At 62.9% G+C, this 24,811-nt stretch carries 25 protein-coding genes and 2 pseudogenes; 13 read left to right on the top strand and 14 right to left on the bottom strand.

The features are described 5' to 3' along the window. Nucleotides 1-4: 4 nt before the first annotated feature. The 5 genes and pseudogenes from ACFQDL_RS27815 to ACFQDL_RS27830 all read right to left on the bottom strand — a co-directional run bounded on the left by ACFQDL_RS27815 (nt 5) and on the right by ACFQDL_RS27830 (nt 2,971). Complete coding sequence (locus ACFQDL_RS27815; protein ID WP_379911873.1) at nt 5-319, bottom strand: hypothetical protein; 315 nt, start codon at nt 317-319, stop codon at nt 5-7. 191 nt (nt 320-510) lie between these two features. Next, nucleotides 511-732 (bottom strand): CysS/YqeB C-terminal domain-containing protein, encoded by a 222-nt coding sequence (locus tag ACFQDL_RS33105; protein ID WP_465264021.1) that lies wholly within the window; start codon nt 730-732, stop codon nt 511-513. After that, nucleotides 642-863: a DALR domain-containing protein gene (locus tag ACFQDL_RS27820; RefSeq protein ID WP_379913395.1), complete on the bottom strand. Its 222-nt coding sequence runs from the start codon at nt 861-863 to the stop codon at nt 642-644. Before ACFQDL_RS27820 ends, ACFQDL_RS33105 begins: the two co-directional genes overlap by 91 nt. A 153-nt stretch (nt 864-1,016) precedes the next feature. Beyond that, a pseudogene (gene cysS, locus ACFQDL_RS27825) lies at nt 1,017-1,969 on the bottom strand (cysteine--tRNA ligase); the annotation flags it as partial. Nucleotides 1,970-1,975: 6 nt separating this feature from the next. Next, nucleotides 1,976-2,971, bottom strand: a complete 996-nt coding sequence (locus ACFQDL_RS27830; protein WP_379911875.1) for a hypothetical protein — start codon at nt 2,969-2,971, stop codon at nt 1,976-1,978. 86 nt (nt 2,972-3,057) lie between these two features. Here ACFQDL_RS27830 and ACFQDL_RS27835 point away from each other — a divergent pair, with 86 nt between their 5' ends. After that, entirely contained in the window at nt 3,058-4,146 is a 1,089-nt protein-coding gene (locus ACFQDL_RS27835) for a DUF2817 domain-containing protein (RefSeq protein ID WP_379911877.1), read from the top strand. Beyond that, nucleotides 4,147-4,983, top strand: a complete 837-nt coding sequence (locus ACFQDL_RS27840; RefSeq protein ID WP_379911879.1) for an alpha/beta fold hydrolase — start codon at nt 4,147-4,149, stop codon at nt 4,981-4,983. 231 nt (nt 4,984-5,214) lie between these two features. Here the strand turns inward: ACFQDL_RS27840 and ACFQDL_RS27845 are convergent, their stop codons facing one another. Continuing rightward, nucleotides 5,215-6,897 (bottom strand): glutamine--tRNA ligase/YqeY domain fusion protein, encoded by a 1,683-nt coding sequence (locus ACFQDL_RS27845; protein WP_379911881.1) that lies wholly within the window; start codon nt 6,895-6,897, stop codon nt 5,215-5,217. Between the two features lie 165 nt (nt 6,898-7,062). On the opposite strand from ACFQDL_RS27845, the gene ACFQDL_RS27850 reads away from it, so the two are divergent. Further along, nucleotides 7,063-7,557, top strand: coding sequence for a peptidylprolyl isomerase (locus tag ACFQDL_RS27850; protein WP_379911883.1), 495 nt, complete (start codon nt 7,063-7,065; stop codon nt 7,555-7,557). 10 nt (nt 7,558-7,567) lie between these two features. Further along, nucleotides 7,568-8,293, top strand: a complete 726-nt coding sequence (locus tag ACFQDL_RS27855; RefSeq protein WP_379911885.1) for a UDP-2,3-diacylglucosamine diphosphatase — start codon at nt 7,568-7,570, stop codon at nt 8,291-8,293. A gap of 55 nt (nt 8,294-8,348) precedes the next feature. On the opposite strand, the gene ACFQDL_RS27860 is transcribed toward ACFQDL_RS27855, so the two are convergent. Further along, complete coding sequence (locus ACFQDL_RS27860) at nt 8,349-8,957, bottom strand: MiaE family protein (RefSeq protein ID WP_379911887.1); 609 nt, start codon at nt 8,955-8,957, stop codon at nt 8,349-8,351. 178 nt (nt 8,958-9,135) lie between these two features. Between ACFQDL_RS27860 and ACFQDL_RS27865 the strand changes: the two genes are divergently transcribed. The 6 genes from ACFQDL_RS27865 (at nt 9,136) to ACFQDL_RS27890 (ending at nt 16,034) form a co-directional block, all read left to right on the top strand. Next, nucleotides 9,136-9,855, top strand: coding sequence for an SOS response-associated peptidase (locus ACFQDL_RS27865; protein ID WP_379911889.1), 720 nt, complete (start codon nt 9,136-9,138; stop codon nt 9,853-9,855). 391 nt (nt 9,856-10,246) lie between these two features. After that, nucleotides 10,247-12,844, top strand: coding sequence for a bifunctional aconitate hydratase 2/2-methylisocitrate dehydratase (gene acnB, locus ACFQDL_RS27870; protein WP_379913397.1), 2,598 nt, complete (start codon nt 10,247-10,249; stop codon nt 12,842-12,844). A gap of 630 nt (nt 12,845-13,474) precedes the next feature. Continuing rightward, nucleotides 13,475-14,101 carry a hypothetical protein gene (locus tag ACFQDL_RS27875; protein WP_379911891.1) on the top strand — a complete coding sequence of 209 codons (627 nt, stop codon included), beginning with the start codon at nt 13,475-13,477 and terminating at the stop codon, nt 14,099-14,101. Between the two features lie 342 nt (nt 14,102-14,443). Then, nucleotides 14,444-14,845 carry a hypothetical protein gene (locus ACFQDL_RS27880; protein WP_379911893.1) on the top strand — a complete coding sequence of 134 codons (402 nt, stop codon included), beginning with the start codon at nt 14,444-14,446 and terminating at the stop codon, nt 14,843-14,845. 251 nt (nt 14,846-15,096) lie between these two features. Beyond that, on the top strand, nt 15,097-15,495 hold the full coding sequence (locus ACFQDL_RS27885) for an immunity protein Imm33 domain-containing protein (protein WP_379911895.1): 399 nt from the start codon (nt 15,097-15,099) through the stop codon (nt 15,493-15,495). Nucleotides 15,496-15,608: 113 nt separating this feature from the next. Continuing rightward, nucleotides 15,609-16,034 carry an Hsp20 family protein gene (locus ACFQDL_RS27890; protein WP_379911897.1) on the top strand — a complete coding sequence of 142 codons (426 nt, stop codon included), beginning with the start codon at nt 15,609-15,611 and terminating at the stop codon, nt 16,032-16,034. A gap of 139 nt (nt 16,035-16,173) precedes the next feature. Here ACFQDL_RS27890 and ACFQDL_RS27895 read toward each other — a convergent pair whose 3' ends face one another. The 3 genes from ACFQDL_RS27895 to amrB are packed head-to-tail and all read right to left on the bottom strand — an operon-like array spanning nt 16,174 to nt 18,395. Next, the gene (locus tag ACFQDL_RS27895; protein ID WP_379911899.1) at nt 16,174-16,692 is read right to left on the bottom strand and encodes an O-acetyl-ADP-ribose deacetylase; all 519 of its coding nucleotides are present in this window, start codon (nt 16,690-16,692) and stop codon (nt 16,174-16,176) included. Then, nucleotides 16,679-17,638: an AmmeMemoRadiSam system protein A gene (gene amrA, locus ACFQDL_RS27900; protein ID WP_379911901.1), complete on the bottom strand. Its 960-nt coding sequence runs from the start codon at nt 17,636-17,638 to the stop codon at nt 16,679-16,681. The genes ACFQDL_RS27895 and amrA overlap by 14 nt, the downstream gene beginning before the upstream one ends. Continuing rightward, a complete protein-coding gene (gene amrB / locus ACFQDL_RS27905; RefSeq protein WP_379911903.1) occupies nt 17,616-18,395 on the bottom strand; it encodes an AmmeMemoRadiSam system protein B in 780 nt (259 codons plus the stop codon). The genes amrA and amrB overlap by 23 nt, the downstream gene beginning before the upstream one ends. Nucleotides 18,396-18,532: 137 nt before the next feature. Between amrB and ACFQDL_RS27910 the strand changes: the two genes are divergently transcribed. Both ACFQDL_RS27910 and amrS read left to right on the top strand, forming a co-directional pair. Next, a complete protein-coding gene (locus ACFQDL_RS27910; RefSeq protein WP_379911905.1) occupies nt 18,533-18,949 on the top strand; it encodes a hypothetical protein in 417 nt (138 codons plus the stop codon). Next, nucleotides 18,907-19,530: pseudogene (amrS, locus tag ACFQDL_RS27915) on the top strand (AmmeMemoRadiSam system radical SAM enzyme); the annotation flags it as partial. The gene ACFQDL_RS27910 and the pseudogene amrS, both read left to right, overlap by 43 nt. Before the next feature lie 153 nt (nt 19,531-19,683). On the opposite strand, the gene ACFQDL_RS27920 reads toward amrS, so the two are convergent. Then, nucleotides 19,684-20,646, bottom strand: coding sequence for a tRNA dihydrouridine synthase (locus ACFQDL_RS27920; protein WP_379913399.1), 963 nt, complete (start codon nt 20,644-20,646; stop codon nt 19,684-19,686). Nucleotides 20,647-20,814: 168 nt separating this feature from the next. Between ACFQDL_RS27920 and thpR the strand changes: the two genes are divergently transcribed. Next, nucleotides 20,815-21,333: an RNA 2',3'-cyclic phosphodiesterase gene (thpR, locus tag ACFQDL_RS27925; RefSeq protein ID WP_379913401.1), complete on the top strand. Its 519-nt coding sequence runs from the start codon at nt 20,815-20,817 to the stop codon at nt 21,331-21,333. Nucleotides 21,334-21,468: 135 nt separating this feature from the next. On the opposite strand, the gene ACFQDL_RS27930 is transcribed toward thpR, so the two are convergent. Genes ACFQDL_RS27930 through ACFQDL_RS27940 form a run of 3 tightly spaced genes read right to left on the bottom strand, consistent with a single transcriptional unit; the run spans nt 21,469 to nt 24,764 of the window. Then, nucleotides 21,469-22,680, bottom strand: a complete 1,212-nt coding sequence (locus tag ACFQDL_RS27930; protein ID WP_379911907.1) for an O-succinylhomoserine sulfhydrylase — start codon at nt 22,678-22,680, stop codon at nt 21,469-21,471. A gap of 16 nt (nt 22,681-22,696) precedes the next feature. After that, on the bottom strand, nt 22,697-24,217 hold the full coding sequence (purF, locus tag ACFQDL_RS27935) for an amidophosphoribosyltransferase (protein ID WP_379911909.1): 1,521 nt from the start codon (nt 24,215-24,217) through the stop codon (nt 22,697-22,699). Between the two features lie 52 nt (nt 24,218-24,269). After that, entirely contained in the window at nt 24,270-24,764 is a 495-nt protein-coding gene (locus ACFQDL_RS27940) for a CvpA family protein (protein ID WP_379911910.1), read from the bottom strand. Between the last annotated feature and the right edge of the window lie 47 nt (nt 24,765-24,811).

Below are 24,811 nucleotides of genomic sequence, written 5' to 3' on the forward strand. Positions count from 1 at the left end.
GAGCCTATGATGATCTGCCCCCGGCAACCCCGGCGCGCAGCATCCGATCGATCCGATTGATACGCAGCCCCAGGTTGCCCGGCGGCTGCACCAGCAGCCGGTCGATCCAGGGGAAGGCGTTGCGGTACCCGTCCAGATCGGCGCGGTCAGCCGTTGCCAGCACTTTCGGGCCCGGCCAGCTCCGGAGCTGTTCCAGCGCACAGCGGTGGAGCAGCTCGGCGATGCGCCAGGCGGTATCGGCGCCCAGCGCCCTGGCAAGACGCTGCTTGCCGATACCGGGGCCGGGTTTCTTGCAGAACAGAACCAGGGTCACAGCCATCAGACTAGGCAATCCAAATGAAACAAAGCTGAATCGACCCACCCGGAATCGCTCTCAGGACAGGCCGCCTTGCGGCCCGCTCGCCTTTCAGCGCGCGCAGGCAGCCACGGCTGTTACGGAAGAACGGCAGATAGGGTTCCCTGCCGGCCAGAAACGGAAAAGGCGGCCGGAGCCGCCTTTTGGTCGCGCGATCAGCTTTCCCGGTACCAGCTGGTACCCTCCCGGCTGTCCTTGAGGATCACGCCCCGGGCCGCCAGCTCGTCGCGGATACGGTCGGACGCGGCGAAGTCCTTGCTGCGACGGGCTTCATTGCGCTGTTCGATCAGCGCTTCGATCTGTTCGGACGAAAGCTCGCCGGCCCGGTCCTCACCCTGCAGGAAACCATCGGGATCCTGCTGCAGCAGACCGATGATCCCCCGAGACGCCTGAGTTGCGCCGCGAACTGCCCGGCTTCCGCAGCACCGTCGCGACGCGCCTTGTTCAGCTCGGTGACGAGCTCGAACAGCACGGCCAGCGCCTTCGGCGTATTGAAGTCGTCATCCATCGCCTCGACGAACCGTGCCTCGAAATCGTTGTCCGGCTCCCTGCCCGCCAGCTCCACACCGCGCAGCGCCTGATAGAAGCGTTCGAGCGCGCTGTGGGCCTCCTTGAGACTTTCCTCGCTGTAGTCGATGTAGCTGCGGTAATGGACGCTGGCCAGGAAATAGCGCACCACCTCCGGGTTGTACTTCTCGAGCACGTCGCGGATGGTGAAGAAGTTGCCGAGCGACTTCGACATCTTCTCGCGGTTGACCCGTACGGGCCCTGCGTGCATCCAGGTATTGACGTACCTGACACCGTTGGCGGCCTCGGACTGGGCGATTTCGTTCTCATGGTGCGGGAACGGCAGGTCCGGCCCGCCGCCATGAATATCGAAGGTATCGCCGAGGCAGCACTTGGACATCGCCGAACATTCGATATGCCAGCCCGGCCGTCCATCCCCCAGGGCGACGGCCAGCTCACCTCGCCGGGCTTGGCCGCTTTCCAGAGCACGAAGTCCAGCGGACTTTCCTTGGCCTCGCCGACCTCGACCCGGGCCCCGGAGCGCAGCTCGTCGACATTCTGACGCGTCAGCTTGCCATACTCGGCGAACTTCTCGACACGGTAGTAGACATCGCCATTATCGGCCCGGTAGGCATAGCCTTTGTCGATCAGGGTCTGCACCAGCGCGACGATATCGTCCATATGGGCGGTGGCCCGGGGCTCGCGATCGGGGCGCAGGACGCTGAGACGCTCTTCGTCCTCATGCATCGCCGCGATCATCCGCGCCGTCAGCTGATCCGGCGTCTCGCCGTTTTCCGCCGCGCGCCGGATGATCTTGTCGTCGACATCGGTGATGTTGCGTACATAATCGACGTCCCAGCCCCGCGCCCGCAGGTAGCGGGTAATGACATCGAAGGCGACCATGACCCGGGCATGACCGATGTGACAGTAGTCATAGACGGTCACACCGCAGACATACATCTTGATTTTGCCCGCTTCGAGCGGCTCGAAGGGCGCCTTTTCCTTGCTCAGAGTGTTATAGATTTGCAGCATCAAACCAGCTTTTGCATCAGGGTTGCCGATCCACCGGCCCGCTATTCGGCAGCCGATGGCACACATTTGGGTCATTATAAATCAATTAATTGCATCCTGGCGCGGCCCTTTTTGCCCGCTACCAGGGATCGTCGGCCAGGGCGGCCCCGCGAGCCCGCAACGGCTCGCCCGCCTCATCCAGCCGGATCTCGCCGAGCGCCGCATCCCCCAGGGGTTGCGTTCGGTGGTCAGGAGCAGTCGTCGCGGACCGTCCCAGCTGATCGCCTCCCATTGCGAATAGGTTTCCAGCCGGTAGCGCCTGGCACCGGACCAGTCCGGTGACGCGTCCAAAACCGGTACCAGCCAGAGAAAACTGTGCCCCGGCATGCGCTCGCGACTGTATCCGAGCAATACCAGTCGACGGCTGCCGGGATCGTAGTCGGCAGCGGTGACCAGGCCGTCCACGGGATAGCGGGCGCTCGAAAACACCTCCTGTTCGGCCGCATGGCTGTCCAGACGATAAAGACGGCTGTGGCCGTCGCCGCGGTTCTTGCTGAAAAGCCAGAGCTCGTCACCGACCGCGCCCAGGGCTTCACAATCGTAATCATGGTCCCTCGACGCCCTGACCTCGAGGCGCTCGCCGTAGGAAAACCGCATGCGACGGTAGCCGATTCGGCTGCGGTCGGGCGCCGCCAGAAATTCGACGGGAACACGGTAGAGATCCAGCACCGGGCGATCACCGCGATTGTTGCCGCAGTCGGCGATATAGAGCGCGCGGCCATCGAATGCCAGCGCCTCCCAGTCGACATTCCTGGCCCCCTCGAGGAACAGCTGCTTTTCGATTCCGGTTGCAGCCTCGTCGAGCTGGTAGATCACGGCGCCATCACCACTGTCGTTGATCGTCCAGAGACGCCCCTCGACCAGGGCGAGCCCCGAGGTCTCCAGCACCCCCTCCGGCAACAGCGCCAGACGCCGCACCGCGATATCGCCACGCAAGCCACCCGCTTCAGGCCCGGACAACTCGACGGACGCGCAGCCCGCCAGCAGCGCCGGCGCCAGGATGCCGGCACAGAACCATCGCCGGGTTGCATGTTTCAAGATGCCGCTCCTCTGATTTCAACCGCCCCGGAGCATAGCAGCTAAACTGGAGCCTGATAAACCCGACCCCGAGAACCCGAGACAGCATGCCATCACTGCCGGCCAGCGCCCGACCCGACGCCATCGACGAGACCCTGTCGCAGACCCGTTACTATCGCCGCCGCCTGCCGGAACTGCATCGCCTCGAGCGGCTGATCCGCAAGGGCGGCCAGCATATCGAAACGACGGTGCTGGCCGAGATCCGGGACGGCGACCTGGCCCTGCCCCTCTATGCGCTCAGGCTGGGCAGCAGGCGCAGCGATGCACCGGTACTGTTGCTGACCGGCGGCATTCATGGCGTCGAACGGATAGGCTCCCAGTTGCTGCTGTCGCAGCTGGCGACACTGATCAGCCGCCTGCAGTGGGACGAAGGTCTGCAGCAGGATCTCGAGCGGATACGGCTGGTTTTCTGTCCGCTGATCAACCCGGTGGGCATGGCCCATGGCTGGCGCAGCAACGGCAATGGCGTGGACCTGATGCGCAATGCCCCGCTCGATGCCGAAACGCCCGGCCCCTGGCCGCTGGCCGGGCACCGTATCGGCCGCTGGCTGCCCTGGTACCGGGGGCGTCGCGACACCCCCATGCAACCGGAGGCGCAGGCGCTCTGCGAACTGGTCAGAAGCGAGATCGATGGCGCCCCCTTCAGCCTTGCACTGGACTGTCATTCGGGCTTCGGCATGCGCGACCGGCTCTGGTTCCCCTATGCCGGCAGCAACCGCCTGCTCGAGCATGCGGCCGAAGTCCATGCCCTTGCCCGCCTGTTCGAGCGTGCCCAGCCGCACCACCCCTATGTATTCGAGCCCCAGTGCCACCAGTATCGCACCCACGGCGACCTCTGGGACTACCTCTACCGACAGCAGCTCGCACACCGGGAGCAGGTTTTTCTGCCGCTGACGCTGGAAATGGGCTCCTGGCTCTGGGTGAGAAAAAACCTCAGACAGCTCACCAGCTTCACCGGCCTGTTCAATCCGCTGGTGCCGCATCGCCACAAACGCATTCTGCGCCGCCACAGCCTGCTGCTGGATTTCCTGATCCGCGCCACCCGCTCCTGGCAGTACTGGCTGCCGCAGGATGACGAGCGTGTCTTCCACCAGCGCCAGGCACAAAGGCGCTGGTCACGGACGGGAAATGGCTGAATGATGCGCGCCGCCGCCGAATTCCGCCCCCGGGGACCGACGCCGCATGAAGCGGTGCCCTGGGTGTTGCTGCGGGGCCTGGTGCGGGAAAAGCGCCACTGGGGCGATCTGCCGCAGCAGCTCGCCAACCGTCTGGGAACGCGGGTGTACTGCCCGGATCTGCCGGGCAACGGCGCGCTGTTTCGCGAAACGAGCCCGCTGCGACTGGAACAGACCCTGGAGACCGTTCGCCAGGCACGCGATGACGACGGTCCCGTCAATCTGCTCGGACTGTCGATGGGCGGCATGGTCGCATCCCTCTGGGCATGCCACTATCCGCACGAGATCTCGGGACTGGTCCTGATCAACAGCAGTTTCGGCGATCTCAGCCGCCCCTGGCAGCGCATCCGGCCCCGGGCACTGCTGAGGCTTCTCGGCGCCCTCTTCGCTTCGGTGGAAAACCGCGAGCGGGCGATCTATCGCCTGACCTGCCACCTCAGGCGCGACGAAGCAGCCACGCTGGCGCAATGGTGCCGTTTTGCGCATGAATGCCCGGTCAGCCCCGGCAACTTCTTGCGTCAACTGATCGCCTCCGCCCGCTGTCGCACGGGCTCCGAAGTGCCGATAGCGCCCGCGCTTGTCCTCGCCTCCGACGCAGACCGGCTGGCCGATCGCAGCTGCAGCGCCGCCATCGCCAGGCGCTGGGGCGCACCGTTGCTGCGCCACCCGGACGCCGGCCATGACCTGCCCCATGACGACCCGGACTGGATGCTGGAGAAGATAGCGCATTGGCTGGCGCTGATCGGGCAGCCGGTTCCGCCCCGTCCCGGCACCCCATACCCCTGTAGGGTGGAATGAGCGAAGCGAATTCCACCGGTGAGTCGCATTCGATGGCGCAGGCGACCTGCAGGGTATTAACTCCCGGTGGAATTCGCAGGCTCATTCCACCCTACAAAGAAAAGGCCCCGTTACAAACGGGGCCTTAACGAGAACGGCTTTCAGCCTGCCGCCTGGAGCTTAACGTTCTACTTGCCCTGAATCTTGGCCCAGCAAATTGCAACAGTCGCAGCGTCAGGACCTGTCAGCAACCTACTTGCCCTGGATCTTGGCCCAGGAGTCGCGCAGCGTCACCGTGCGGTTGAAGACCAGGCGGTTCTCGTCGGAGTCCCGGTCGACGCTGAAGTAGCCCAGGCGTTCGAACTGGTAATGGGATTCGGCGACAGCATGCTTGAGGCCGATCTCGACGCGGCTGTCGGTCAGCACTTCCAGCGACTCGGAATTGATGAAGTCGTGGAAGTCGCGCTCCTTGTCACCGTCCGGATTCGCCTCGGTGAACAGCCGGTCGTAGAGACGGACTTCGCAGGGCACCGAGTGATCGGCCGAAACCCAGTGGATCACGCCATTGGGCTTGTAGCCTTCCGGATTCTCGCCGCGGGTGGCGGCATCGTAGCTGCAGATCAGCTCGACGACATTCCCCGACTCGTCCTTGATCACCTCGTTGCAGGTGATCACGTAGGAGCCGCGCAGACGCACCGCATCGCCCGGCGCCAGGCGCTTCCACTTGCGCGGTTTCTCTTCCTCGAAGTCCTCCTGCTCGATCAGCAGGTTGCGACTGAAGGGCACCTTGCGCAGCCCCATCGATTCGTCCTTCGGGTGGGCCGGCAGTTCGAACCACTCCTCCTCGCCTTCCGGGAAGTTGCTGACGGTGACCTTGAGCGGACGGGTCACGCACATGGCCCGCGGTGCGTTGGCATCCAGGTCGTCGCGCACCGCGGCCTCCAGCATGCCCATGTCGACGATGCCGTTGGAGCGGGTCACCCCGATCATCTCGCAGAAATTGCGGATCGATGCCGGCGTGTAGCCGCGGCGACGCAGGCCGGAAATGGTCGGCATGCGCGGATCGTCCCAGCCCTGAACGTGCTTCTCCTCCACCAGCAGCTTCAGCTTGCGCTTGCTGGTAACGGTATAATTCAGGTTCAGCCGGGCGAATTCATACTGGCGCGGACGCGCCGGCACCGGAAGGTTCTCGATGAACCAGTCGTACAGCGGACGGTGATCCTCGAACTCCAGGGTACAGATCGAATGCGTGATGCCCTCGAGCGCGTCGGACTGGCCATGGGCGAAATCGTAGGACGGATAGATGCACCACTTGTCGCCGCTCTGATGATGATGCGCCTTGCGGATGCGGTAAATGACCGGGTCACGCAGGTTGATGTTCGGCGCCGCCATGTCGATTCTGGCACGCAGCACGCAGTCGCCTTCGTCGAACTCACCGTTGCGCATGCGCTCGAACAGCTCGAGGTTTTCCTCGACACTGCGCTCGCGATAGGGGCTGTTCCTGCCCGGCTCCGTCAGGGTACCGCGGAACTCCCGCATTTCGTGTGCGCTGAGACTGTCGACATAGGCCAGCCCCTGCTCGATCAGATAGACCGCCCACTGGTGCAGCTGATCGAAGTAGTCGGAGGTATAGCGGATATCGCCGTTCCATTTGAAGCCCAGCCAGCGCACATCCTCGGCAATGGCGTCTATGTACTCCTGGCTCTCCTTCTCCGGGTTGGTGTCGTCGAAACGCAGGTTGCAGACACCCTGGTACTTCTCGGCGGTGCCGAAGTTCAGACAGATGGACTTCGCATGGCCGATATGCAGATAGCCGTTGGGCTCCGGCGGAAACCGGGTCACGATCTGGCCGTCAGCGACCTTTTCGTTCGCGATGTCGTTTTCGATAATCTGATGAATGAAGTTCGTCGGCTTGACGGTTTCGTTTTTGCTCATAATCGGCTGGGCGTCCAAGTCTGTCCTGACTGCGGGAAAAAAGTCGCCACATTATAAACGGATCCTGCCGCCGAGCGCACTAACAAGGCCGTACAGGAATGGATGCGATTCGCGCTCGCTTCGGTATAATGTGTTGATCTACAAGACACTTCAGGAAGCGAGACCATGGTCATCCTCTCTACCAACCACGGCGACATCAAAATCGAGCTCGATCACGAAAAAGCGCCGAAAACCGCCGCCAATTTCGAGCAGTACGTACGCGACGGCTTCTACGACGGCGTGATCTTCCACCGCGTCATCGACGGCTTCATGATCCAGGGCGGCGGTTTCACGCCGAACATGGAGCAGAAGGAAACCCGCGACTGCATCGAGAACGAAGCCGACAACGGCCTCTCCAACAAGACAGGCACCCTGGCGATGGCCCGCACCATGGACCCGCACTCCGCCTCGGCCCAGTTCTTCATCAACGTCAACGACAACAGCTTCCTCGACCATACCGCCAAGAACAGCCAGGGCTGGGGTTACGCGGTGTTCGGCAAGGTCGTCGAGGGCATGGACGTCGTCAACAAGATCAAGGGCGTCAAAACCACCTTCCGCGCCGGCCACCAGGACGTGCCGGAGCAGGACGTCGTGATCGAATCCGCACGCATCGCCGATTAAGCCGCCCGGCATGATCCGGCTCTTTGTCGCAGACCTCCATCTGCGCCCGGAACGCCCCGACCTGATCGGGGCTTTTCTCGGGTTTCTCGGGAAACAGGCCCCGGGGGCCGACGAGCTCTATCTGCTGGGCGATATCTTCGAGGCCTGGATCGGCGACGATGGCCCGATGCCCGGTCTCGAGGAGGTCTATGCGGAGCTGGCCTCGCTCGCGGGCCATGGCACCCGGCTGTTTTTCCAGCACGGCAATCGCGACTTTCTGGTGGGCCAGGCCTTTATGGACCGGATCGGCGCGACGCTGCTACCGGAACGGCAGCTGATCGAACACCCCGGTGGCCCGATCCTGCTGATGCACGGCGATCAGCTCTGTACCGACGACACCGAGTACCAGGCATTTCGTGCCCAGGTCCGGAACCCGGCCTGGCAACAGGCCTTTCTGTCGAAATCGATGGAAGAGCGCATGGCGATCGCACGCCAGTTGCGCGAGGCCAGCAAGGCCCGCGGCATGGAAAAGTCCGACGCCATCATGGATGTAAACCCGCAGGCCGTCGCCAAAGCCATGCAGGATGCCGGCGTCGACAGGCTGATCCACGGCCACACCCACCGGCCGGCCGTTCACCGCAACCAGATCGGCGATGGAATCGGCACCCGCATCGTGCTCGGCGACTGGGACAGGTCGGGCTGGTATCTGAAGCTGGACGACCGCGGCTTCGAGCTGATCGATTTCCCGATCGATTGACGGCCTTTGTTGTGGGAGCGGCTTTTGTGGGAGCCGCTCCCACGATCAAGGGTTGTCAGGCCGCCGCCGGCGCGCCACTGTGGAACCGGAACTCCTCGTCGGCAGACAGGATCAACTCATTCTCGATCCGGCGGAAGGTCTCGATACGCGCATCGATCGGCTCGCCGGACGCATCCCGCGCAAGGCCCAGGTAATCCTGGTAATGACGCCCCTCGGACTTGAGCAGCGAACGGTAGAATTTCGCCAGCTCGTCATCGAGGAAAGGAGCCAGTTTCGCAAAGCGCTCGCAGGAGCGCGCCTCGATAAAGGCCCCGACAATGAGCACATCCACCAGCCTACCCGGCTCATGGGTCCGCACCTCGGCGCGAAGACCACCGGCATAGCGCGCCGGCGACAGATGATCGTAGCGAATCCCGCGCGCCTCCATGATCGCCAGCACCTGCTCGAAGTGGATCAGCTCCTCCCGCGCCAGGCGTGACATCTTGTTCAGCAGATCGGTCCGATCGACGTAGCGGAACATCAGCGTCATCGCCGTCGAGGCCGCCTTCTTTTCGCAGTGGGCATGATCTATCAGCAAAAGGTCCTGATTGTTCAGTGCCGCCGCTATCCAGCTGTCGGGTGTTTCGCAACCAAGAAAATCTTTGATCTCGTCGAGGGTATCCATGGAGTCCGCCGTTATTCAAAAACGGCCGGAATTATACAGGAACAGCAGCGGCAAACTGCAAGTGGTGAAACCAGCGCAATCGCCAGGCAAGGAGCCATCAGCTTGCTGGATCCGGAACCCAGATCCACTGACGGCCAAGCGCAGTAAACACGACCGGGATCAGGCGTTCATTCTTTGGTTGCTGCTAGGCTTGAAGACTGGAGACGAACCTGAGACCGGCACCATGTGCGGACGCTACAACATTATCGATGACCCCTTTACCCGCGACCTGCTCGAGGCGCTCGATATCGAAGCCCGGCTGACGACCCGGTACAACATCGCCCCCACCGAGGAGGTGCCGGTGATACGCCGGCGGGAGGACCACTACGAGCTGGTGTCGATGCACTGGTGGCTGATCCCGTCCTGGGTCAGGGAGCCCGGCACGCGCTATTCGATGTTCAACGCCCGGGCCGAGACGCTGAACGAAAGCCCGGCCTTCCGGGCGCCCTTCCGCCACCAGCGCTGTATCGTACCCGCCTCGTCCTTTATCGAATGGCATACGGAACCGGGCGGCAAACAGCCCTGGCTGATACGTCCCTGCGACGGCGCCATCGCCTTCGCCGGCATCTGGGACCACTGGGGCCAGGGCCAGGATTCAATCCTGTCGTGCTGCATCGTGACCTGCGAAGCGGTGGCGCAGTTCCGGGATATCCATAACCGCATGCCGGTAATGTTGCGGCCGGATCAGTTCGAGCGCTGGCTGGATCCGGCGTCGGACAGCGGCTCGCTGCTGCCCTGGCTGCTGCCGCAGCTCCCCGGCCCGTTCGAACTCTGGCCCATCGACCCCCACATCAACAACGCACGACACAAGGAAACGCCTGTCATGATCGGAGACAGGCGGCAGATCCGGGACGACTGAGGCCGCACCGCCAGGGGAGCGACTGTCGCCAGTCAGCGCTAAGTCATTGATTGATGAAAATTGCAACCCCACTATAAATAGCAAAAATGTTTAATATAATATGAGAGGTATATTACCTATCATATTGATTTATATATGATTTTAACAATATATCGGCCTGACCTATGGCCAAAGTCTAACCAGCAGGATTGTCGACAAATCTTAACTTTAGAAGCGCCTTGGGCTAAAATGGCGGCCGCCAATCAACAATCGATCTCCAGGGCAACCCGGGACAAGTCGCTCGGATGCGATCAGGCTTGTTCCGATGTGCCAGGGTCGACAAAACGCCAAAGCCCATTATTAAGCGAACGACTATAAGGCTTTGGCAGCGACAACTGATGAGGGCTATATCGTGCTTGAAGCTTACCGCAAACATGTAGAGGAACGCGCTCAGGAAGGCGTGCCGCCGAAACCGCTGGATCCTGAACAGACAGCTGCCCTGGTTGAGTTGCTGAAAAACCCGCCGGCCGGCGAAGAAGAGTTTCTGCTGGACCTGCTGAGCAATCGCGTCCCGGCAGGCGTCGACCAGGCCGCCTACGTAAAGGCCGGCTTCCTGGCCGCCATCACCAAGGGTGAGGCCTCTTCCCCGCTGATCGACAAGATCAAGGCCACCGAACTGCTTGGCACCATGCTGGGCGGCTACAACATCGAGCCGCTGGTCGCCTGTCTCGACGATCAGGAACTGGGCGCCACCGCCGCCAAGGCGTTGTCGCACACCCTGCTGATGTTCGACGCTTTCCACGACGTCCAGGAAAAAGCCGAGGCCGGCAACGAATTCGCCAAGCAGATCATGCAGTCCTGGGCCGATGGCGAATGGTTCACCAGCAAGCCGGAAGTGGCCGAAAAGATCACCGTTACCGTCTTCAAGGTACCGGGCGAAACCAACACCGACGATCTCTCGCCGGCGCCCGATGCCTGGTCCCGCCCCGATATCCCGCTGCACGCCAATGCGATGCTGAAAATGGCCCGCGAAGGTATCGAGCCGGCGAAGCCGGGCGAAGTCGGCCCGCTGAGCCAGATCGAAGACGTCAAGGCCAAGGGCTTCCCGGTTGCCTACGTCGGTGACGTGGTCGGTACCGGCTCGTCCCGCAAGTCCGCAACCAACTCCGTGCTGTGGTTCTTCGGCGATGACATCCCGCATGTGCCGAACAAGCGTACCGGCGGCTACTGCTTCGGCGGCAAGATCGCACCGATCTTCTACAACACCATGGAAGATGCCGGCGCCCTGCCGATCGAAATGGACGTCGACAAGCTCGAGATGGGCGATGTCATCGATGTCTACCCGTACGAAGGCGTGGTGAAAAACCACGAGACCGGCGAAGAGCTGTGCCGGTTCGGTCTGAAGACCCAGGTTCTGCTGGACGAAGTTCGCGCCGGCGGCCGTATTCCGCTGATCATCGGTCGCGGCCTGACCGAGAAGGCGCGCGAGGCGCTGGGGCTTGGGCACTCCGACCTGTTCCGCAAACCGGAACAGCCGGCCGACACCGGCAAGGGCTTCACCCTGGCACAGAAAATGGTCGGCAAGGCCTGCGGCCTGGAAGGCGTCCGTCCGGGCATGTACTGCGAACCGAAGATGACTACCGTCGGCTCCCAGGACACCACCGGCCCGATGACCCGCGACGAGCTGAAAGACCTGGCCTGCCTCGGCTTCTCCGCCGACCTGACCATGCAGTCGTTCTGCCACACCTCGGCCTATCCGAAGCCGGTCGACGTCAACACCCACCACACCCTGCCGGACTTCATCATGAATCGCGGCGGCGTATCGCTGCGTCCGGGTGACGGCGTTATCCACTCCTGGCTGAACCGCATGCTGCTGCCGGATACCGTCGGCACCGGCGGTGACTCCCACACCCGCTTCCCGCTGGGCATCTCCTTCCCGGCCGGCTCCGGCCTCGTGGCCTTCGCCGCCGCAACCGGCGTCATGCCGCTGGATATGCCGGAGTCGGTACTGGTGCGGTTCAAGGGCCAGCGTCAGGAAGGCATCACCCTGCGCGACCTCGTGCATGCGATCCCCTACTACGCGATCAAGGAAGGCCTGCTGACCGTGGCCAAGGCCGGCAAGAAGAACATCTTCTCCGGTCGTGTGCTGGAAATCGAAGGCCTGGAAGAGCTGACCGTCGAGCAGGCGTTCGAGCTGTCCGACGCCTCCGCCGAGCGTTCCGCCGCCGGCTGCACCATCACCCTGTCGGAAGACTCGGTGGCCGAGTACCTGCAGTCCAACATCGTGATGCTGAAGTGGATGATCGCCGAAGGTTACGGTGACGTGCGTACCATCTCCCGCCGCATCAAGGCGATGGAAGAGTGGCTGGCAAACCCGAGCCTGATGCGTGCCGATACCGATGCCGAATACGCCGCGGTCATCGAGATCGACCTGTCCGAGATCAAGGAGCCGGTTCTCTGCGCTCCGAACGATCCGGACGATGCCCGCCTGCTGTCGGACGTCGCCGGTGAGAAGATCGACGAGGTCTTCATCGGTTCCTGCATGACCAACATCGGCCACTTCCGCGCCGCCGGCAAGATGCTGGAAAACGCCAAGCAGGCCCTGCCGACCCGCATGTGGGTTGCGCCGCCGACCAAGATGGATGCCGCCCAGCTGACCGAGGAAGGCTACTACGGCATCTTCGGCCGCGCCGGCGCCCGCATCGAAACTCCGGGATGCTCGCTGTGCATGGGCAACCAGGCACGGGTCGCGGACAACGCCACCGTGGTTTCGACGTCGACCCGCAACTTCCCGAACCGCCTCGGTACCGGCGCCAATGTCTACCTGGCATCGGCCGAACTGGCGTCCGTCGCCGCGGTCATGGGCAAGCTGCCGTCCGTCGAGGAGTACAAGCAGTACGCCGCCAACATCAACAGCATGTCGGGCGAGATCTACCGCTACCTGAACTTCCATCAGATGCCGAACTACGTCGAGAAAGCGTCCAGCGTGATCCCGACCGTCGAAGCCTGATCGAAGTCGGTCAACGGCAGAACAAAACCCCGCTCCGGCGGGGTTTTTGCTTATCTACTCTAGATTAACCCACTGATTTTCCAAGATTTCGCGACGTTGGTGTGTCACCCCGGTGTGACACCGTTATTGACGTTCCTGTAAGCGGTCAGTGTAGCGCAGTCAGGTTCTCGGCGTCAGCAGCCCTTGACCAGTGCTTGCTGATCAGGCTCCAGCGGCTTACCAGGAAGAAGGAGTGGTCCATCTGTACTATCCTCAAAACGGGTGCCACGATATTTCCGTGAAATGAAAGCCTGCTCGGAATTCTCCTTCGGCATCTGACTCCGGTCATAAAAGGCTCTTGTGCGCCGCAAGAATAACCCCGCTAACGCCGGCGGAAGTGCGTCGGTCCTCGTTCAAAAATGTTCTTGTACGCCACAAGAATATCCCCGCTAACGCCGGCGGAAGTGCGTCGGTCCTCGTTCAGCCTGGAGGTGATATGAACATGTCCAGATTTAAGCTAGCCGTAATCATACTGCCCGCTTTGTGTATCCATGGGACGGTTGCCATGGGCGTCCCCTTCGAACCTCCCCCGAAGAACCACCACCAGATCCGACTGTCGGCCCCATCATTACCGAGGCCCGTATCGATTTCGTGGACGACAGCCTTACGATCGTTGGCGATGGGTTCATGCCTGAAGGAAATCCCGGTATTCGTGTTCTGCTCGGTGGCCCTCTGGGCATCGGGGAAGGGCCGGAGGACATCACGGCGCTGTGTGCCGCCGCCGAACCGACGAACAACCTCATCCTGTGCGACCTGTTCTCTATCGCGCTATCCCCGGCGAATTACCTGTTGACGGTCCAGACCGGCGAAGGGCGTTCCGCCGACATCTCCCTGACTTACGGCGCGATGGGTCCGCAGGGAGAGAAGGGCGACAAAGGCGAAAAGGGGGACAAGGGCGATAGAGGCGACACAGGGCCCAAGGGAGACAAGGGCGACACCGGAGCGGCGGGAGCGGACTTTCAATTCGATACAGACCCAAACAGTCAAATGCCAAACCCTAGCTATGAGTTTTCGGATAACGGAGACACACAGGTGCTCTGCGGTCCGGGCTACACGATCATCGCAGGGGGCGGAGCCTGCGCGAATTTCTCCCAGAGAGTGGTAGTTGACCGCCCCATCTTCATCGGCGATCAGCAGGGCTGGAGTTTCAACTGCGGAGAGTTGTTCGGCGACCAGGTGAATCCGTCGCAAGTCTACGCAATCTGCCTCCGACCCTAACGCAGTCAAAACGGGAGACCATGACATGAACCTGTTCAATCAGCGAATGGCCGCTTTCGTTCTGACCGCACTTTGCATCCACGGCGCTCCCGCCATGGCCGCTACTCCCGCCGGGCCCAGCATCAGGGAGGCTCACGTCGATTCCCTTTCCGGCCTCCTCTCGATCTTCGGCGATGGCTTCAGTCCGAAGGGCAATGACGAGATATTCGTCTGGCTGGGTGGACCCGAAGGTGTGGGAGAAGGTCCGGATGAGATCACGGAACTTTGCAGTCTGTCACAGATCAACGTCATCGAGTGCGACCTGGGCCTCATAGCGCTCCCCCCGGCGATTATCTGCTGGCGGTGCAGACCGGCGCGGGGCTCTCCGATGATTTCCCCGTGGCGTTCGGCGAGATCGGTCCGCAAGGGGCGAAGGGAGAAACGGGCGACAAAGGCGATCAGGGTGACAAGGGCGACACCGGCACCAAGGGACCCAAGGGCGATACGGGTGATCAGGGTCCGCCGGGCGTCATCGACACGGGCAATATCTATACACGCATGACGGGCTTCACGGACAGAGTCTTCTGCAACGAGGGAGACATCGTCCTCGGGGGAGGCGGTGCTTGCAAGAGCTTCTTCTCCATTAGGGCGGTCATCGACCGGCCTATCCTGGATGTCGATCCGCCGGGCTGGGAATACAATTGCGGCGAGGCAGGACTCCCGGACGACGCCCAACAGGTGTGGGTGACGTGCGCAAATCCTTGAGGCGGTGGTGATCTGTCCATATCCAACGCGCCGGTTACGGCGCGTTGGCCCACGGTCGATTTATTGACGAATGGTTGATCCTCCGGAACGGGAATCCAGCAGGCGCTCTGCACCTGGACATTGCCAGCAAGCGAAGCGCACCGATCGCTGAGTATGGCGGTGCGGTTCACTTCGTTCACCAGCACCCTACATCCAGGAGAACAACGTGGCGGTTTGAAGTACAATACCCCGGCAATCTAGCAGGAGGCCCCATGTCCGAAACCGACACCCCCGCCAGCGGCGACACCAACCAGACCAAAAACGGCTTTCTGGCCCTGGTCTCGCGACTGGTATTCGAAGAGCAGCTGCCGGTGCGCTTCATGTACAAGACCGTACCCGAGCATCTCAACGATACCGGCTGGCGGCTCTTTACCGGCTACGAGGACGACAGCTTTCTCGAGGACGAGATCACCAACCTGCTGCCGGTGGCGCTGGAAAAGCTCTACGCCCTCGATGACAGCCTCGAAGAGAAGCTGGCCTACAACGCCGGCACCGTCTGGGAACGGGTGCCCGGGGCCGACTGGGAGCGGATCTACGACTTCCGCATCCCCACCCGCAGCGTGGACGTCTCGATCACCAACGACCCGGACCGGTTCGACCCCAAGGCTTGAATCCGCATTCCAAGTCCTCATATAGGTATCAGGACGCAGTCGCTTCGATGAAGGTCTGCGCTCCCCGAAGGCCCCGGGGCTGCACCATCATATTGCTCCATGAGGATATGCAGATGAGAGACTTCGACCTGTCCCCGCTTTACCGTTCCGCCATCGGCTTCGACCGCCTGGCCTCGATGCTCGACAACGCCAGCCGCAACGAGCAGAGCCAGCCGGCCTATCCGCCCTACAATATCGAGCTGCTCGACGAGAACCATTACCGCATCACCATGGCCGTCGCCGGCTTTCGCAATGACGAGCTCTCGATCCAGAGCGAACAGGGCATGCTGATGATCGTCGGCAAGAAACAGCAGGACACCGGAGAGCACAAGTACCTCTACCAGGGCATCGCCGCCCGCAGCTTCGAGCGACGCTTCCAGTTGGCGGACCATGTCAAGGTGGTACGCGCCAGCCTCGACAACGGCCTGCTTCACGTCGACCTCGAGCGCGAGATCCCGGAAGCGATGAAACCGCGCACGATCGAGATCGAAGGGGTTTAAACGCCAACTCCTTTTGCTGTTCGCGCCCTGTATCGACACTGCGTAGGGTGGAATGAGCCGAAGGCGAATTCCACCGGGTGGCAGAATCAAAACCCGTGCGGTCTGAATCATCTGGTGGAATTCGCACGCTCATTCCACCCTACGCCTCGCCCAGCTCTTTGCGGTAGAGTTGAGCCAGTTCATCGCCGAAGCAGCAGAACAGCACCCGCGGCGGGTCCTCCATGCCTTCGAGCTCCTCGCGCACCGTTGCGACCGCTATCCTGACCGCTTCCTTCAGCGGATAGCCATAGACGCCGCAACTGATCGCCGGAAACGCCAGCGACTTCATCCCGTGCTCCCGCGCCAACTCCATCGCATGGCGATAGCAGCTGACCAGCAGCTCGCGTTCGCCACTGCCGCCGCCGTGCCAGACCGGCCCCACGGTATGGATGACCCATCGGGCCGGCAGCCGGTAGCCCTGCGTCAGTTTCGCCTCACCGGTGGCACAACCGCCCAGCGTACGGCATTCGGCCAGCAACTCGGGACCTGCGGCACGATGTATGGCGCCATCGACGCCGCCACCGCCCAACAGGCTCTGGTTGGCGGCATTGACGATCGCATCGACATCGAGACGCGTAATATCGCCCTCGACGACTTCGAGCCTTTCATTCGTCTTCATCGCTCTCCTCCGCATTCAGGTGCAGCGCCAGCCACAGCGTCACCTGCCCGGGACGGGTCCGGGCAACCCGGTGGCGACAGCGGGCCGGCAGCATCACCGCGTCCCCGGGCTCCAGTTCCAGGCGCCGTCCCTGCTCGAATTCGAGTTCGGCTTCACCCTGCAGCAACAGCACCCACTCGTCCTGCGCCTGGTCGTACCACTGGCCATCGGGGGTACTCTGGCCAAACGACAGGATACGCTCCAGGCGCAGCCCCTTGCGTTTGAGCAACGGCTCGAAACGCTCCTCGTCCAGCCGCTGGGGCAACCCGGCCAGCAGATTCTGCTTGACCGGTACCCCCTGTTCGGCCTCCACAACCTTGATCGCCCGATAGCGCCAGCAGCGCAGGTCAGGATGCCAGAAATCGGACGCCAGGCCGGCCTTGTGCTTGAGATTGGCCCAGAACGCGCCCAGTTCCGGCAGCTGTTCCCAGACCGACGGCAGGAAAGTACCCCGGCGCCGGCCATACTGGAGCAGCAGCCCGTCCCGCCCCGGAACGATCTGCGCCAGCAGGTCCTGTTCATCGCGAAACACCAGCGGCTCCAGTGGCGTCAGAATCGACAGCTCGATCTGCAGCCCGGGCAGCTCTTCGGCTGTCACGGGTGCAAAGCGCGGATCCCGTGTCGCAGCATGCCAGGCATTCACTGCCACGTCGCACAGCAGCGGGCGGCTGGCTTCGAGACTGCCGATACAGCCGCGCAGCTCGCCCTGCTTTTTCAGCGTGACGAAACAGGCGCGCGGGCATCGCAGCGCCTGCGGTGCCGTTTCCGGGTCCGGCATCTCCGGCTCGCCGGTTTCGAGCCCCCGGGCAATCGCCGCCCGGGCCGTTCTCAGCAACAGCGCGCGTTCGGACGCGCTGTATTTGTCTCGCAGGGGCCGCGACGGCTCAGTGGACGCTGTAGGCGCCATAGCCCACCACCTGGTCCCGGGGGCCGGCGGTGTCCCCGGAATTGCGCAGGTCGAGCCGCTCGACATGAAGACCGCGCCTCGCTGCGGCGTACAGCAGACCGTTCAGGGCATAACAGCCGCACGCCAGCTCGGGGGACAGGCTCGGCTGCAGCCCCTCGATGCGCCTCGAGGTGACGTTGTCGATGCGCCGCGCGGTATCGTAACCATGGTAGTGACTCAGATCGCTGCTGATCAGCACCAGGGTGCGGGGGCTGTCCAGCCCTTCGCCGACCAGCCGGGCAACCGCTTCGGTCTCGACCTGCCCCACCACGACCGGGATCAGGGTCCAGTCCGTTTTAAGGCGCAGCAGAAACGGCAGCTGCACTTCGAGACAGTGCTCCAGCCGGTGGGGCTCGTCATCGTACTGCAGCAGGCCCTGGGCGACCCAGCGCTCGATCTGATCGGTATCGAGCGCCATTTCGCCCAGCGGGCAGGAAAAACGCTCGGCCGTCGGCACCGCCATCGCGGCCAGCGGTACCCGGTGATTCGGCCCCAGCAGCAGGACCCTGTCGTATCGGTTGCACCAGGGGCGCAGCAGGCTGTAGGCATGAGCGGCGACGGGGCCGGAATAGACGAGCCCCGCGTGGGGCACCACCAGAGCACGGGGCGCCTGGCCACGGTGCGGATTGTCATCGAGCAGGCGGTCGACCAGTCGTTCGAGCGCGGCGGGTTCATCGGGATAGAAGACACCGGCCACGGCCGGCGGACGTATCTGCATGATCGTTCCTCCCGTTCAGAATGCCTAAATTATAGTCAGCCGCCGGCACTCGCATAGCGACGAAAGCAACTGCGCGATTGAGCGCGGACGCACATGCGATTGTCTATTCTTTAAGCAGTTAACCAACGGAGAGCGTCATGCAAGGCGATGAATTCAAGCCGGTGCCAACCCGCTACTGGCATCGCGTCGAACGCGACAAGATTCAGTGCGATGTCTGCCCGCGCTTCTGCAAGCTCAGCGAAGGCCAGCGCGGACTCTGCTACGTGCGCGGCCGCGAGAACGATCAGATCATGCTCTACACCTACGGCCGTTCGAGTGGATTCTGCATCGACCCGATCGAGAAAAAACCGCTGAATCATTTCCTGCCCGGCACCCCGGTGCTGTCGTTCGGCACCGCCGGCTGCAACCTGTCGTGCAAATTCTGCCAGAACTGGGACATGAGCAAATCCCGGCAGATGGATACCCTGGCCGACTCCGCCTCCCCCAGGATCTGGTCGAGGCCTGCGAGCGCCTGGGCTGCCGCTCGATCGCCTTCACCTACAACGATCCGGTAATTTTCATGGAATATGCCATGGACGTGGCCGATGCCTGTCGCGAGCAGGGTATCAAGGCCGTCGCGGTCACCGCCGGCTACATCTGCCCCGAGCCGCGGGCCGAGTTCTACCGCCACCTGGACGCCGCCAACGTCGACCTCAAGGCCTTTACCGAACACTTCTACAAGAAGATCTGCGGCGGCGAGCTGGCGCCGGTTCTCGATACCCTGAAGTACCTGCGCCACGAGACCGATGTCTGGTTCGAGATCACCACCCTGCTGATTCCCGGGGAAAACGATTCGAACAGCGAACTGACGGCGATGAGCCAATGGCTGATGGATAACCTGGGGCCGGACGTACCGCTGCATTTCAGCGCCTTTCACCCGGACTGGAAGATGCTCGACAAGCCGTCGACCCCTCAGGCGACCCTGACACGGGCACGGAAGATCGCGATGGATGCCGGGCTGCACTACGTCTATACGGGCAATGTGCATGACCGCGAGGGCAGCTCGACCTGGTGCAGCAGCTGTGGCGCCCTGCTGATCGAGCGGGACTGGTATCAGCTCGGGCACTGGGGCCTGGACGAGAGCGGCTGCTGCCTCGGCTGCGGCACCCGCCTGCCGGGCCGTTTCGAGGCGCGCCCCGGCACCGGGGGCCGAAACGTCTGCCGGTGCAGCTGCACCCCGCCTTGCGTAGCCGGACTGCGTGATCTTTTGCGCCCGCGGGCCCCGAATCGCGTTCCGGCCGCGCCGGTATCAGGCGGCGGCGACCGTCTGCAGCCCGAGCACCCGTCGCAGGGCGTCGAGTTCGCGCAGCCGCTTGATCTGGCCGAACAGCACTTCGGCCTCGGGATAATGTCTTTTCATCTGGTTGAGCCACTGCTTCAGTCGCCCGTGGACATAGCCCGGCGCCATCTCCCGGACCATGCGCTCGAAATAGCCCTGCAGAATCGGCTCCATCTGCGACCAGCTGAGGCACTCTTCCGGCCGCCCGTCAAGCCGCCGCCTGATGGAACGGGCAAGATCCGGCCGCGACACCAGCCCGCGTCCGATCATCACGTCGCTGCAGCCACTGGCTTCGCGGCAGCGGCAATAGTCGTCCCAGCTCCAGACCTCGCCGTTGGCCACCACCGGCAGCCCGGGCACCGTCTCGCGAATTCGGGCAATCCACTCCCAGTGCGCCGGCGGCCGATAACCCTCGAGCTTGGTGCGGGCATGGACAGCGAGACCATCGGCACCGGCATCGCGGATCGCGCGGGCATTGTCGAACGCCAGTGCCTTGTCCTGGTTGCCCAGGCGCATCTTGGCGGTCACCGGAATCGATGCCGGCACGGCACGGCGCACCGCCGCGACGATAGCGTGAATATCCTCGGGCGTATCGAGCAGCACGGCCCCGCCGCGATTCCTGTTCACCGTCTTGGCCGGACAGCCGAAATTCAGGTCGATGCCGGGCGCGCCGAGTTCGGCCGCACGCACGGCATTCTCGGCCATCAGCTGCGGCTCGCTGCCGAGCAGCTGCACCACCACCGGCACGCCGGCCTCGGTGCGTCCGCCGCGGCTCAGCTCCGGCGCGAGCTTGTGGAACACATGCTCGGGCAGCAGCCGGTCGCTGATTCGGACGAACTCGGTGACACAGAGGTCGATGCCGCCGATGCGGGTCAGCACATCGCGCATCACCGGATCGACCACGCCCTCCATCGGTGCGAGGATGATTTTCATTGCAGGCTCGATATCAAGAAAAACGCTTATTATAAGGATTGGAGATTCGCGGGCGCCACCGGAACGCAGGCGCCCACGCTATGGGCGAGCCGCCGGCAGAAAGGATTCGCTCGCAGAGCGAGCTCCTACAGTGTCCCAATCTTCGGAAAGTCGCCAGGAGTTCTGTATATGCGCCTATTCGTCGCCATCGATCTGCCGGGCGAGCTTCAGGATACCATCGCCGGGCTTCAGATCCCGGTGCGTCACCTGAAATGGACGCCGCCGGAGCACCTGCACATCACGCTGCAGTTCCTCGGCGACCAGCCAGACCAGCGGCTGCCGGATATCTTCGAGGCTCTCGAGACCGTCGAGTTCGAACCGATGACGCTTTGCTGCCAGGGCATCGGCCAGTTCCGCTCCGGCGTGATCTGGCTCGGCATCGATCAGCTTCCGGCGCTGGAACAGCTGCAGCGCCGCATCCAGAGCGCTTTACGCCAGGTCGGCATTCAGGGCGAACAGCGGCGTTTTCATGCCCACGTCACCCTCGGACGCTGCGACAGGCACCGGCTGATCCCGGTGCTGGAGCGGGTCGCCGAGCAGTTCTACGGCCGGAGCTTCCGTTTCGACTGTGATACCTTTTGCCTGAAAAGCAGCATCCTCAGACCCAGCGGCGCCCTGCACCGGGTCGAGGCGCTGTTTGGCGCATGAATAGAACCGTACGTAGCCTGGAATGAGCGAAGCGAATTCCGGGTTTCCAATTCCGGGAAATACCCCGTCGGAATTCGCCCCTTCGGGGCATCATTCCAACCTACGTTCTAGTTCAGGTTTGAAAACGCCGCGAAATCAAACCGCCGCCAGCCCCAGCGCCAGGTCGCGCTTGAGATCCTCAAGGTCCTCGAGGCCGACCGACACCCGGATCAGGTTGTCGCGGATACCGGCGCGGGCACGGTCTTCCGGCGTCATGCGGCCGTGGGTCGTGGTGCCGGGGTGGGTGATGGTGCTCTTGGCATCGCCGAGATTGCCGGTGATCGACAGCATCCGGGTCGCGTCGATGAAGCGCCAGGCCGCATCGCGGTCGCCCTTGACCTCGAATGACACCACCGCCCCGAAGGCCTGCTGCTGCCTGATGGCCAGCGCATGCTGCGGATGGTCTTCGAGGCCGGCATAGTAGACCCGGTCGATCCCCTCCTGCCCGTCGAGCCAGCGGGCCAGCGCCAGTGCGCTGCGGCAATGGGCTTCCATGCGCAGCTTCAGGGTTTCCAGCCCCTTCATGAACACCCAGGCGTTGAACGGGCTCATGCAGGCGCCGCCGGTACGGATAAAGCCGTATACCTCTTCCATCAGCCTGTCCGGGCCGACCACGGCACCGCCGACACAGCGTCCCTGGCCATCGAGGAACTTGGTCGCCGAATGGATGACGATATCGGCGCCGAAGTCCAGCGGGCGCTGCAGCGCCGGGGTGCAGAAGCAGTTGTCGACCGCCAGCAGTATGCCGTGCTCGTGGGCAATCTCGGCCAAGGCCTCGATATCGGCCAGCTGTGCCAGCGGGTTCGAAGGCGTCTCGAGGAAAAACAGCTTCGTTTCCGGCCGGACTGCGTCACGCCAGGCGTCGTTGTCGGTCGGATCCACATAGGTGGTCTCGATGCCGGCCCGGCTCAGGTACTTGTCGAACAGCGATACGATGGAGCCGAATACGCTGCGGGAGCTGACGAGGTGATCGCCCTGCTTCAGCAGCGACAGCCCGACACTGAGGATCGCCGCCATGCCGGAGGCGGTCGCGACCGCGCGCTCGCCGCCTTCCAGCGCCGCGATGCGGCGTTCGAACGCCTGCACCGTCGGGTTGGTGAAACGGGAGTAGATATTACCCTCCTCCTCGCCGCCGAAGCGGGCCGCCGCCTCCCGCGCACTGGAGTAGACGAAGCTGGAGGTGGTGAAGATCGGGTCGCCGTGCTCGCCCTCGCTGGTGCGACGCTGCCCCGCGCGCACCGCCAGTGTCGAGAATTCACAGCCGTCCGGATCGAACTGAATGCGTTCTTCGCGCTCGAAGTTGCTCATGCCGCGCGTTCCCCTGTTATTCAATCTTGTTGTGCAGGTCGTTGGAGGAGTTGCTCTCCGACTCGGGACCGTCGCCCGCCTTGGCCGCATCGTTGCGCTTGGCCTCGAGACGCGCCAGGTAGTCGCCGTCGACATCGCCGGTGATGTACTGACCGTCGAAGACCGACGTATCGAAGTGACGGATGGCATCGTTGCCGGCACTGACACAGTCCTTGAGGTCTTCGAGATCCTGGTACAGCATCCAGTCGGTGCCGATATAGGTGCCGACCTCGTCCTCGGTGCGACCGTGGGCCACCAGCTCCTCGGCGGACGGCATGTCGATACCGTAGACATTGGGGTAACGCACCGCGGGCGCTGCCGAGGCGAAATAAACCTTCTTGGCCCCCATGTCGCGCGCCATCTGCACGATCTGCTTGGATGTGGTGCCCCGCACGATGGAATCGTCGACCAGCATCACCACCTTGTCGCGAAACTCCATTTCGATCGGGTTGAGCTTGCGGCGTACCGATTTCTTGCGCTCGACCTGGCCCGGCATGATGAAGGTGCGGCCGATATAGCGGTTCTTGATGAAGCCTTCGCGGAAATCGACCTTCAGCGCCTTGGCCATCTCCAGCGCCGCGGTACGGCTGGTGTCCGGAATCGGGATAACGACGTCGATATCGTGATCGGGCCGCTCGCGCAGCACCTTGGCGGCCAGTTTCTCGCCCATCAGCATACGCGACTTGTGTACGTTGACGTCATCGATGATGGAATCGGGACGCGCCAGGTAGACGAATTCGAACAGGCAGGGGTTGTAGGAGGTGTCACGGGCACACTGCTGGGTATGGACATTGCCGTCCATATCGATGTAGATCGCCTCGCCCGGCTCGATATCGCGCACACGGGTGAAGCCACAGACATCCAGCGCGACGCTTTCGGAGGCCACCATGTATTCGCAGCCCCGCGCGGTCTCGCGCTTGCCGTAGCACAGCGGACGGATGCCGTGGGGGTCGCGGAACGCCAGGATGCCGTAACCGGTGATCATCGCCACCACGGCATAGCCGCCGGTACAACGCTCGTGCACCCGTTCGACGGCGGTGAAGATATCCTCGGCGCTGGGCCGAAGTTTGCCCTGACGTTGCAGTTCGTGGGCGACAACGTTGAGCAGCACTTCGGAATCGGAGGTGGTATTGATGTGTCGCAGGTCGGCACGGAACATCTGTTCGGCCAGGGCTTCGGCGTTGGTCAGGTTGCCGTTGTGGGCCAGGGCGATGCCGTAGGGCGAGTTGACGTAAAAGGGCTGTGCTTCGGCGGAGCTGGAGCTGCCCGCCGTCGGATAGCGTACGTGACCGATACCGACGTTGCCGGCCAGACGCTTCATGTGCCGGGTACGGAACACTTCGTTGACGAGGCCATTGTCCTTTCGCAGGAAAAACCGGTTCCCTTCACAGGTCACCATGCCGGCCGCATCCTGTCCGCGATGTTGCAACACCGTCAGGGCGTCGAAAATCGTCTGGTTAACGTAGGATTTGGCAACAATGCCGACAATACCGCACATGCAACGCACCTCGAACGGGTTCAGAAAAGCCTAGATAAAGTCTGGAGAGCCATCAGCGTCCGACGTTCCATATCGCACGTACTGCATCCTGCGCCAGGTCGCGCGTCCAGGACTCCATTTGAATGAAATGAGGGATCAGGCGGGACTCATGCCACCAGGGGTCCTGCACCGCCGGCGTGATGCCCAGCAGCGCGACCAGCACCACGATCAGCAACGCGCCGCGGGCGATGCCGAAACCGACGCCGAGGATGCGGTCGGTGCTGCTGAGGCCGGTCGCCTGCACCAGCGCGGCAATCAGGGCGCTGATCATCGCACCGACAATAAGGGTCGCAAGAAACAGAATAGCAAAAGCGACGGCGATACGCGCCGAAGGGGTCTGGATATAGTCCTGCAGCACCAGGCTCAGCGGTGCCGTAAACAGCCGGGCAACGACAAAGGCCGCCACCCAGGTCGCCAGCGACAGCGCTTCCCGCACGAAACCCCGCTTCAGGCTGAACAGCCCGGAAACGGCGACAATTGCGATGATGGTCCAGTCAGCCCAGTTCATGTTTCCGATCGGATCCCGAAATCAGCGCGCATTCTAGCAGAGGGTCC

It is taken from the genome of Marinobacterium aestuariivivens (assembly GCF_042661465.1).
Classification (GTDB): Bacteria; Pseudomonadota; Gammaproteobacteria; order Pseudomonadales; family Balneatricaceae; genus Marinobacterium_A; species Marinobacterium_A aestuariivivens.

What these genes read in the sequence shown, in the direction of transcription:
- ACFQDL_RS27940 (WP_379911910.1), bottom strand. Translation starts at nt 24,764, where the DNA reads ATGAACTGGGCTGACTGGACCATCATCGCAATTGTCGCCGTTTCCGGG.
- ACFQDL_RS27930 (WP_379911907.1), bottom strand. Translation starts at nt 22,680, where the DNA reads ATGAGCAACTTCGAGCGCGAAGAACGCATTCAGTTCGATCCGGACGGC.
- amrA (WP_379911901.1), bottom strand. Translation starts at nt 17,638, where the DNA reads ATGGCGCCTACAGCGTCCACTGAGCCGTCGCGGCCCCTGCGAGACAAA.
- ACFQDL_RS27835 (WP_379911877.1), top strand. Translation starts at nt 3,058, where the DNA reads ATGCCATCACTGCCGGCCAGCGCCCGACCCGACGCCATCGACGAGACC.
- ACFQDL_RS27895 (WP_379911899.1), bottom strand. Translation starts at nt 16,692, where the DNA reads ATGAAGACGAATGAAAGGCTCGAAGTCGTCGAGGGCGATATTACGCGT.
- ACFQDL_RS27860 (WP_379911887.1), bottom strand. Translation starts at nt 8,957, where the DNA reads ATGGATACCCTCGACGAGATCAAAGATTTTCTTGGTTGCGAAACACCC.
- ACFQDL_RS27885 (WP_379911895.1), top strand. Translation starts at nt 15,097, where the DNA reads ATGTCCGAAACCGACACCCCCGCCAGCGGCGACACCAACCAGACCAAA.
- ACFQDL_RS27920 (WP_379913399.1), bottom strand. Translation starts at nt 20,646, where the DNA reads ATGAAAATCATCCTCGCACCGATGGAGGGCGTGGTCGATCCGGTGATG.
- ACFQDL_RS27910 (WP_379911905.1), top strand. Translation starts at nt 18,533, where the DNA reads ATGCAAGGCGATGAATTCAAGCCGGTGCCAACCCGCTACTGGCATCGC.
- ACFQDL_RS27820 (WP_379913395.1), bottom strand. Translation starts at nt 863, where the DNA reads ATGGATGACGACTTCAATACGCCGAAGGCGCTGGCCGTGCTGTTCGAG.
- purF (WP_379911909.1), bottom strand. Translation starts at nt 24,217, where the DNA reads ATGTGCGGTATTGTCGGCATTGTTGCCAAATCCTACGTTAACCAGACG.
- ACFQDL_RS27850 (WP_379911883.1), top strand. Translation starts at nt 7,063, where the DNA reads ATGGTCATCCTCTCTACCAACCACGGCGACATCAAAATCGAGCTCGAT.
- ACFQDL_RS27840 (WP_379911879.1), top strand. Translation starts at nt 4,147, where the DNA reads ATGATGCGCGCCGCCGCCGAATTCCGCCCCCGGGGACCGACGCCGCAT.
- amrB (WP_379911903.1), bottom strand. Translation starts at nt 18,395, where the DNA reads ATGCAGATACGTCCGCCGGCCGTGGCCGGTGTCTTCTATCCCGATGAA.
- ACFQDL_RS27815 (WP_379911873.1), bottom strand. Translation starts at nt 319, where the DNA reads ATGGCTGTGACCCTGGTTCTGTTCTGCAAGAAACCCGGCCCCGGTATC.
- ACFQDL_RS27845 (WP_379911881.1), bottom strand. Translation starts at nt 6,897, where the DNA reads ATGAGCAAAAACGAAACCGTCAAGCCGACGAACTTCATTCATCAGATT.
- ACFQDL_RS27855 (WP_379911885.1), top strand. Translation starts at nt 7,568, where the DNA reads ATGATCCGGCTCTTTGTCGCAGACCTCCATCTGCGCCCGGAACGCCCC.
- thpR (WP_379913401.1), top strand. Translation starts at nt 20,815, where the DNA reads ATGCGCCTATTCGTCGCCATCGATCTGCCGGGCGAGCTTCAGGATACC.
- ACFQDL_RS27890 (WP_379911897.1), top strand. Translation starts at nt 15,609, where the DNA reads ATGAGAGACTTCGACCTGTCCCCGCTTTACCGTTCCGCCATCGGCTTC.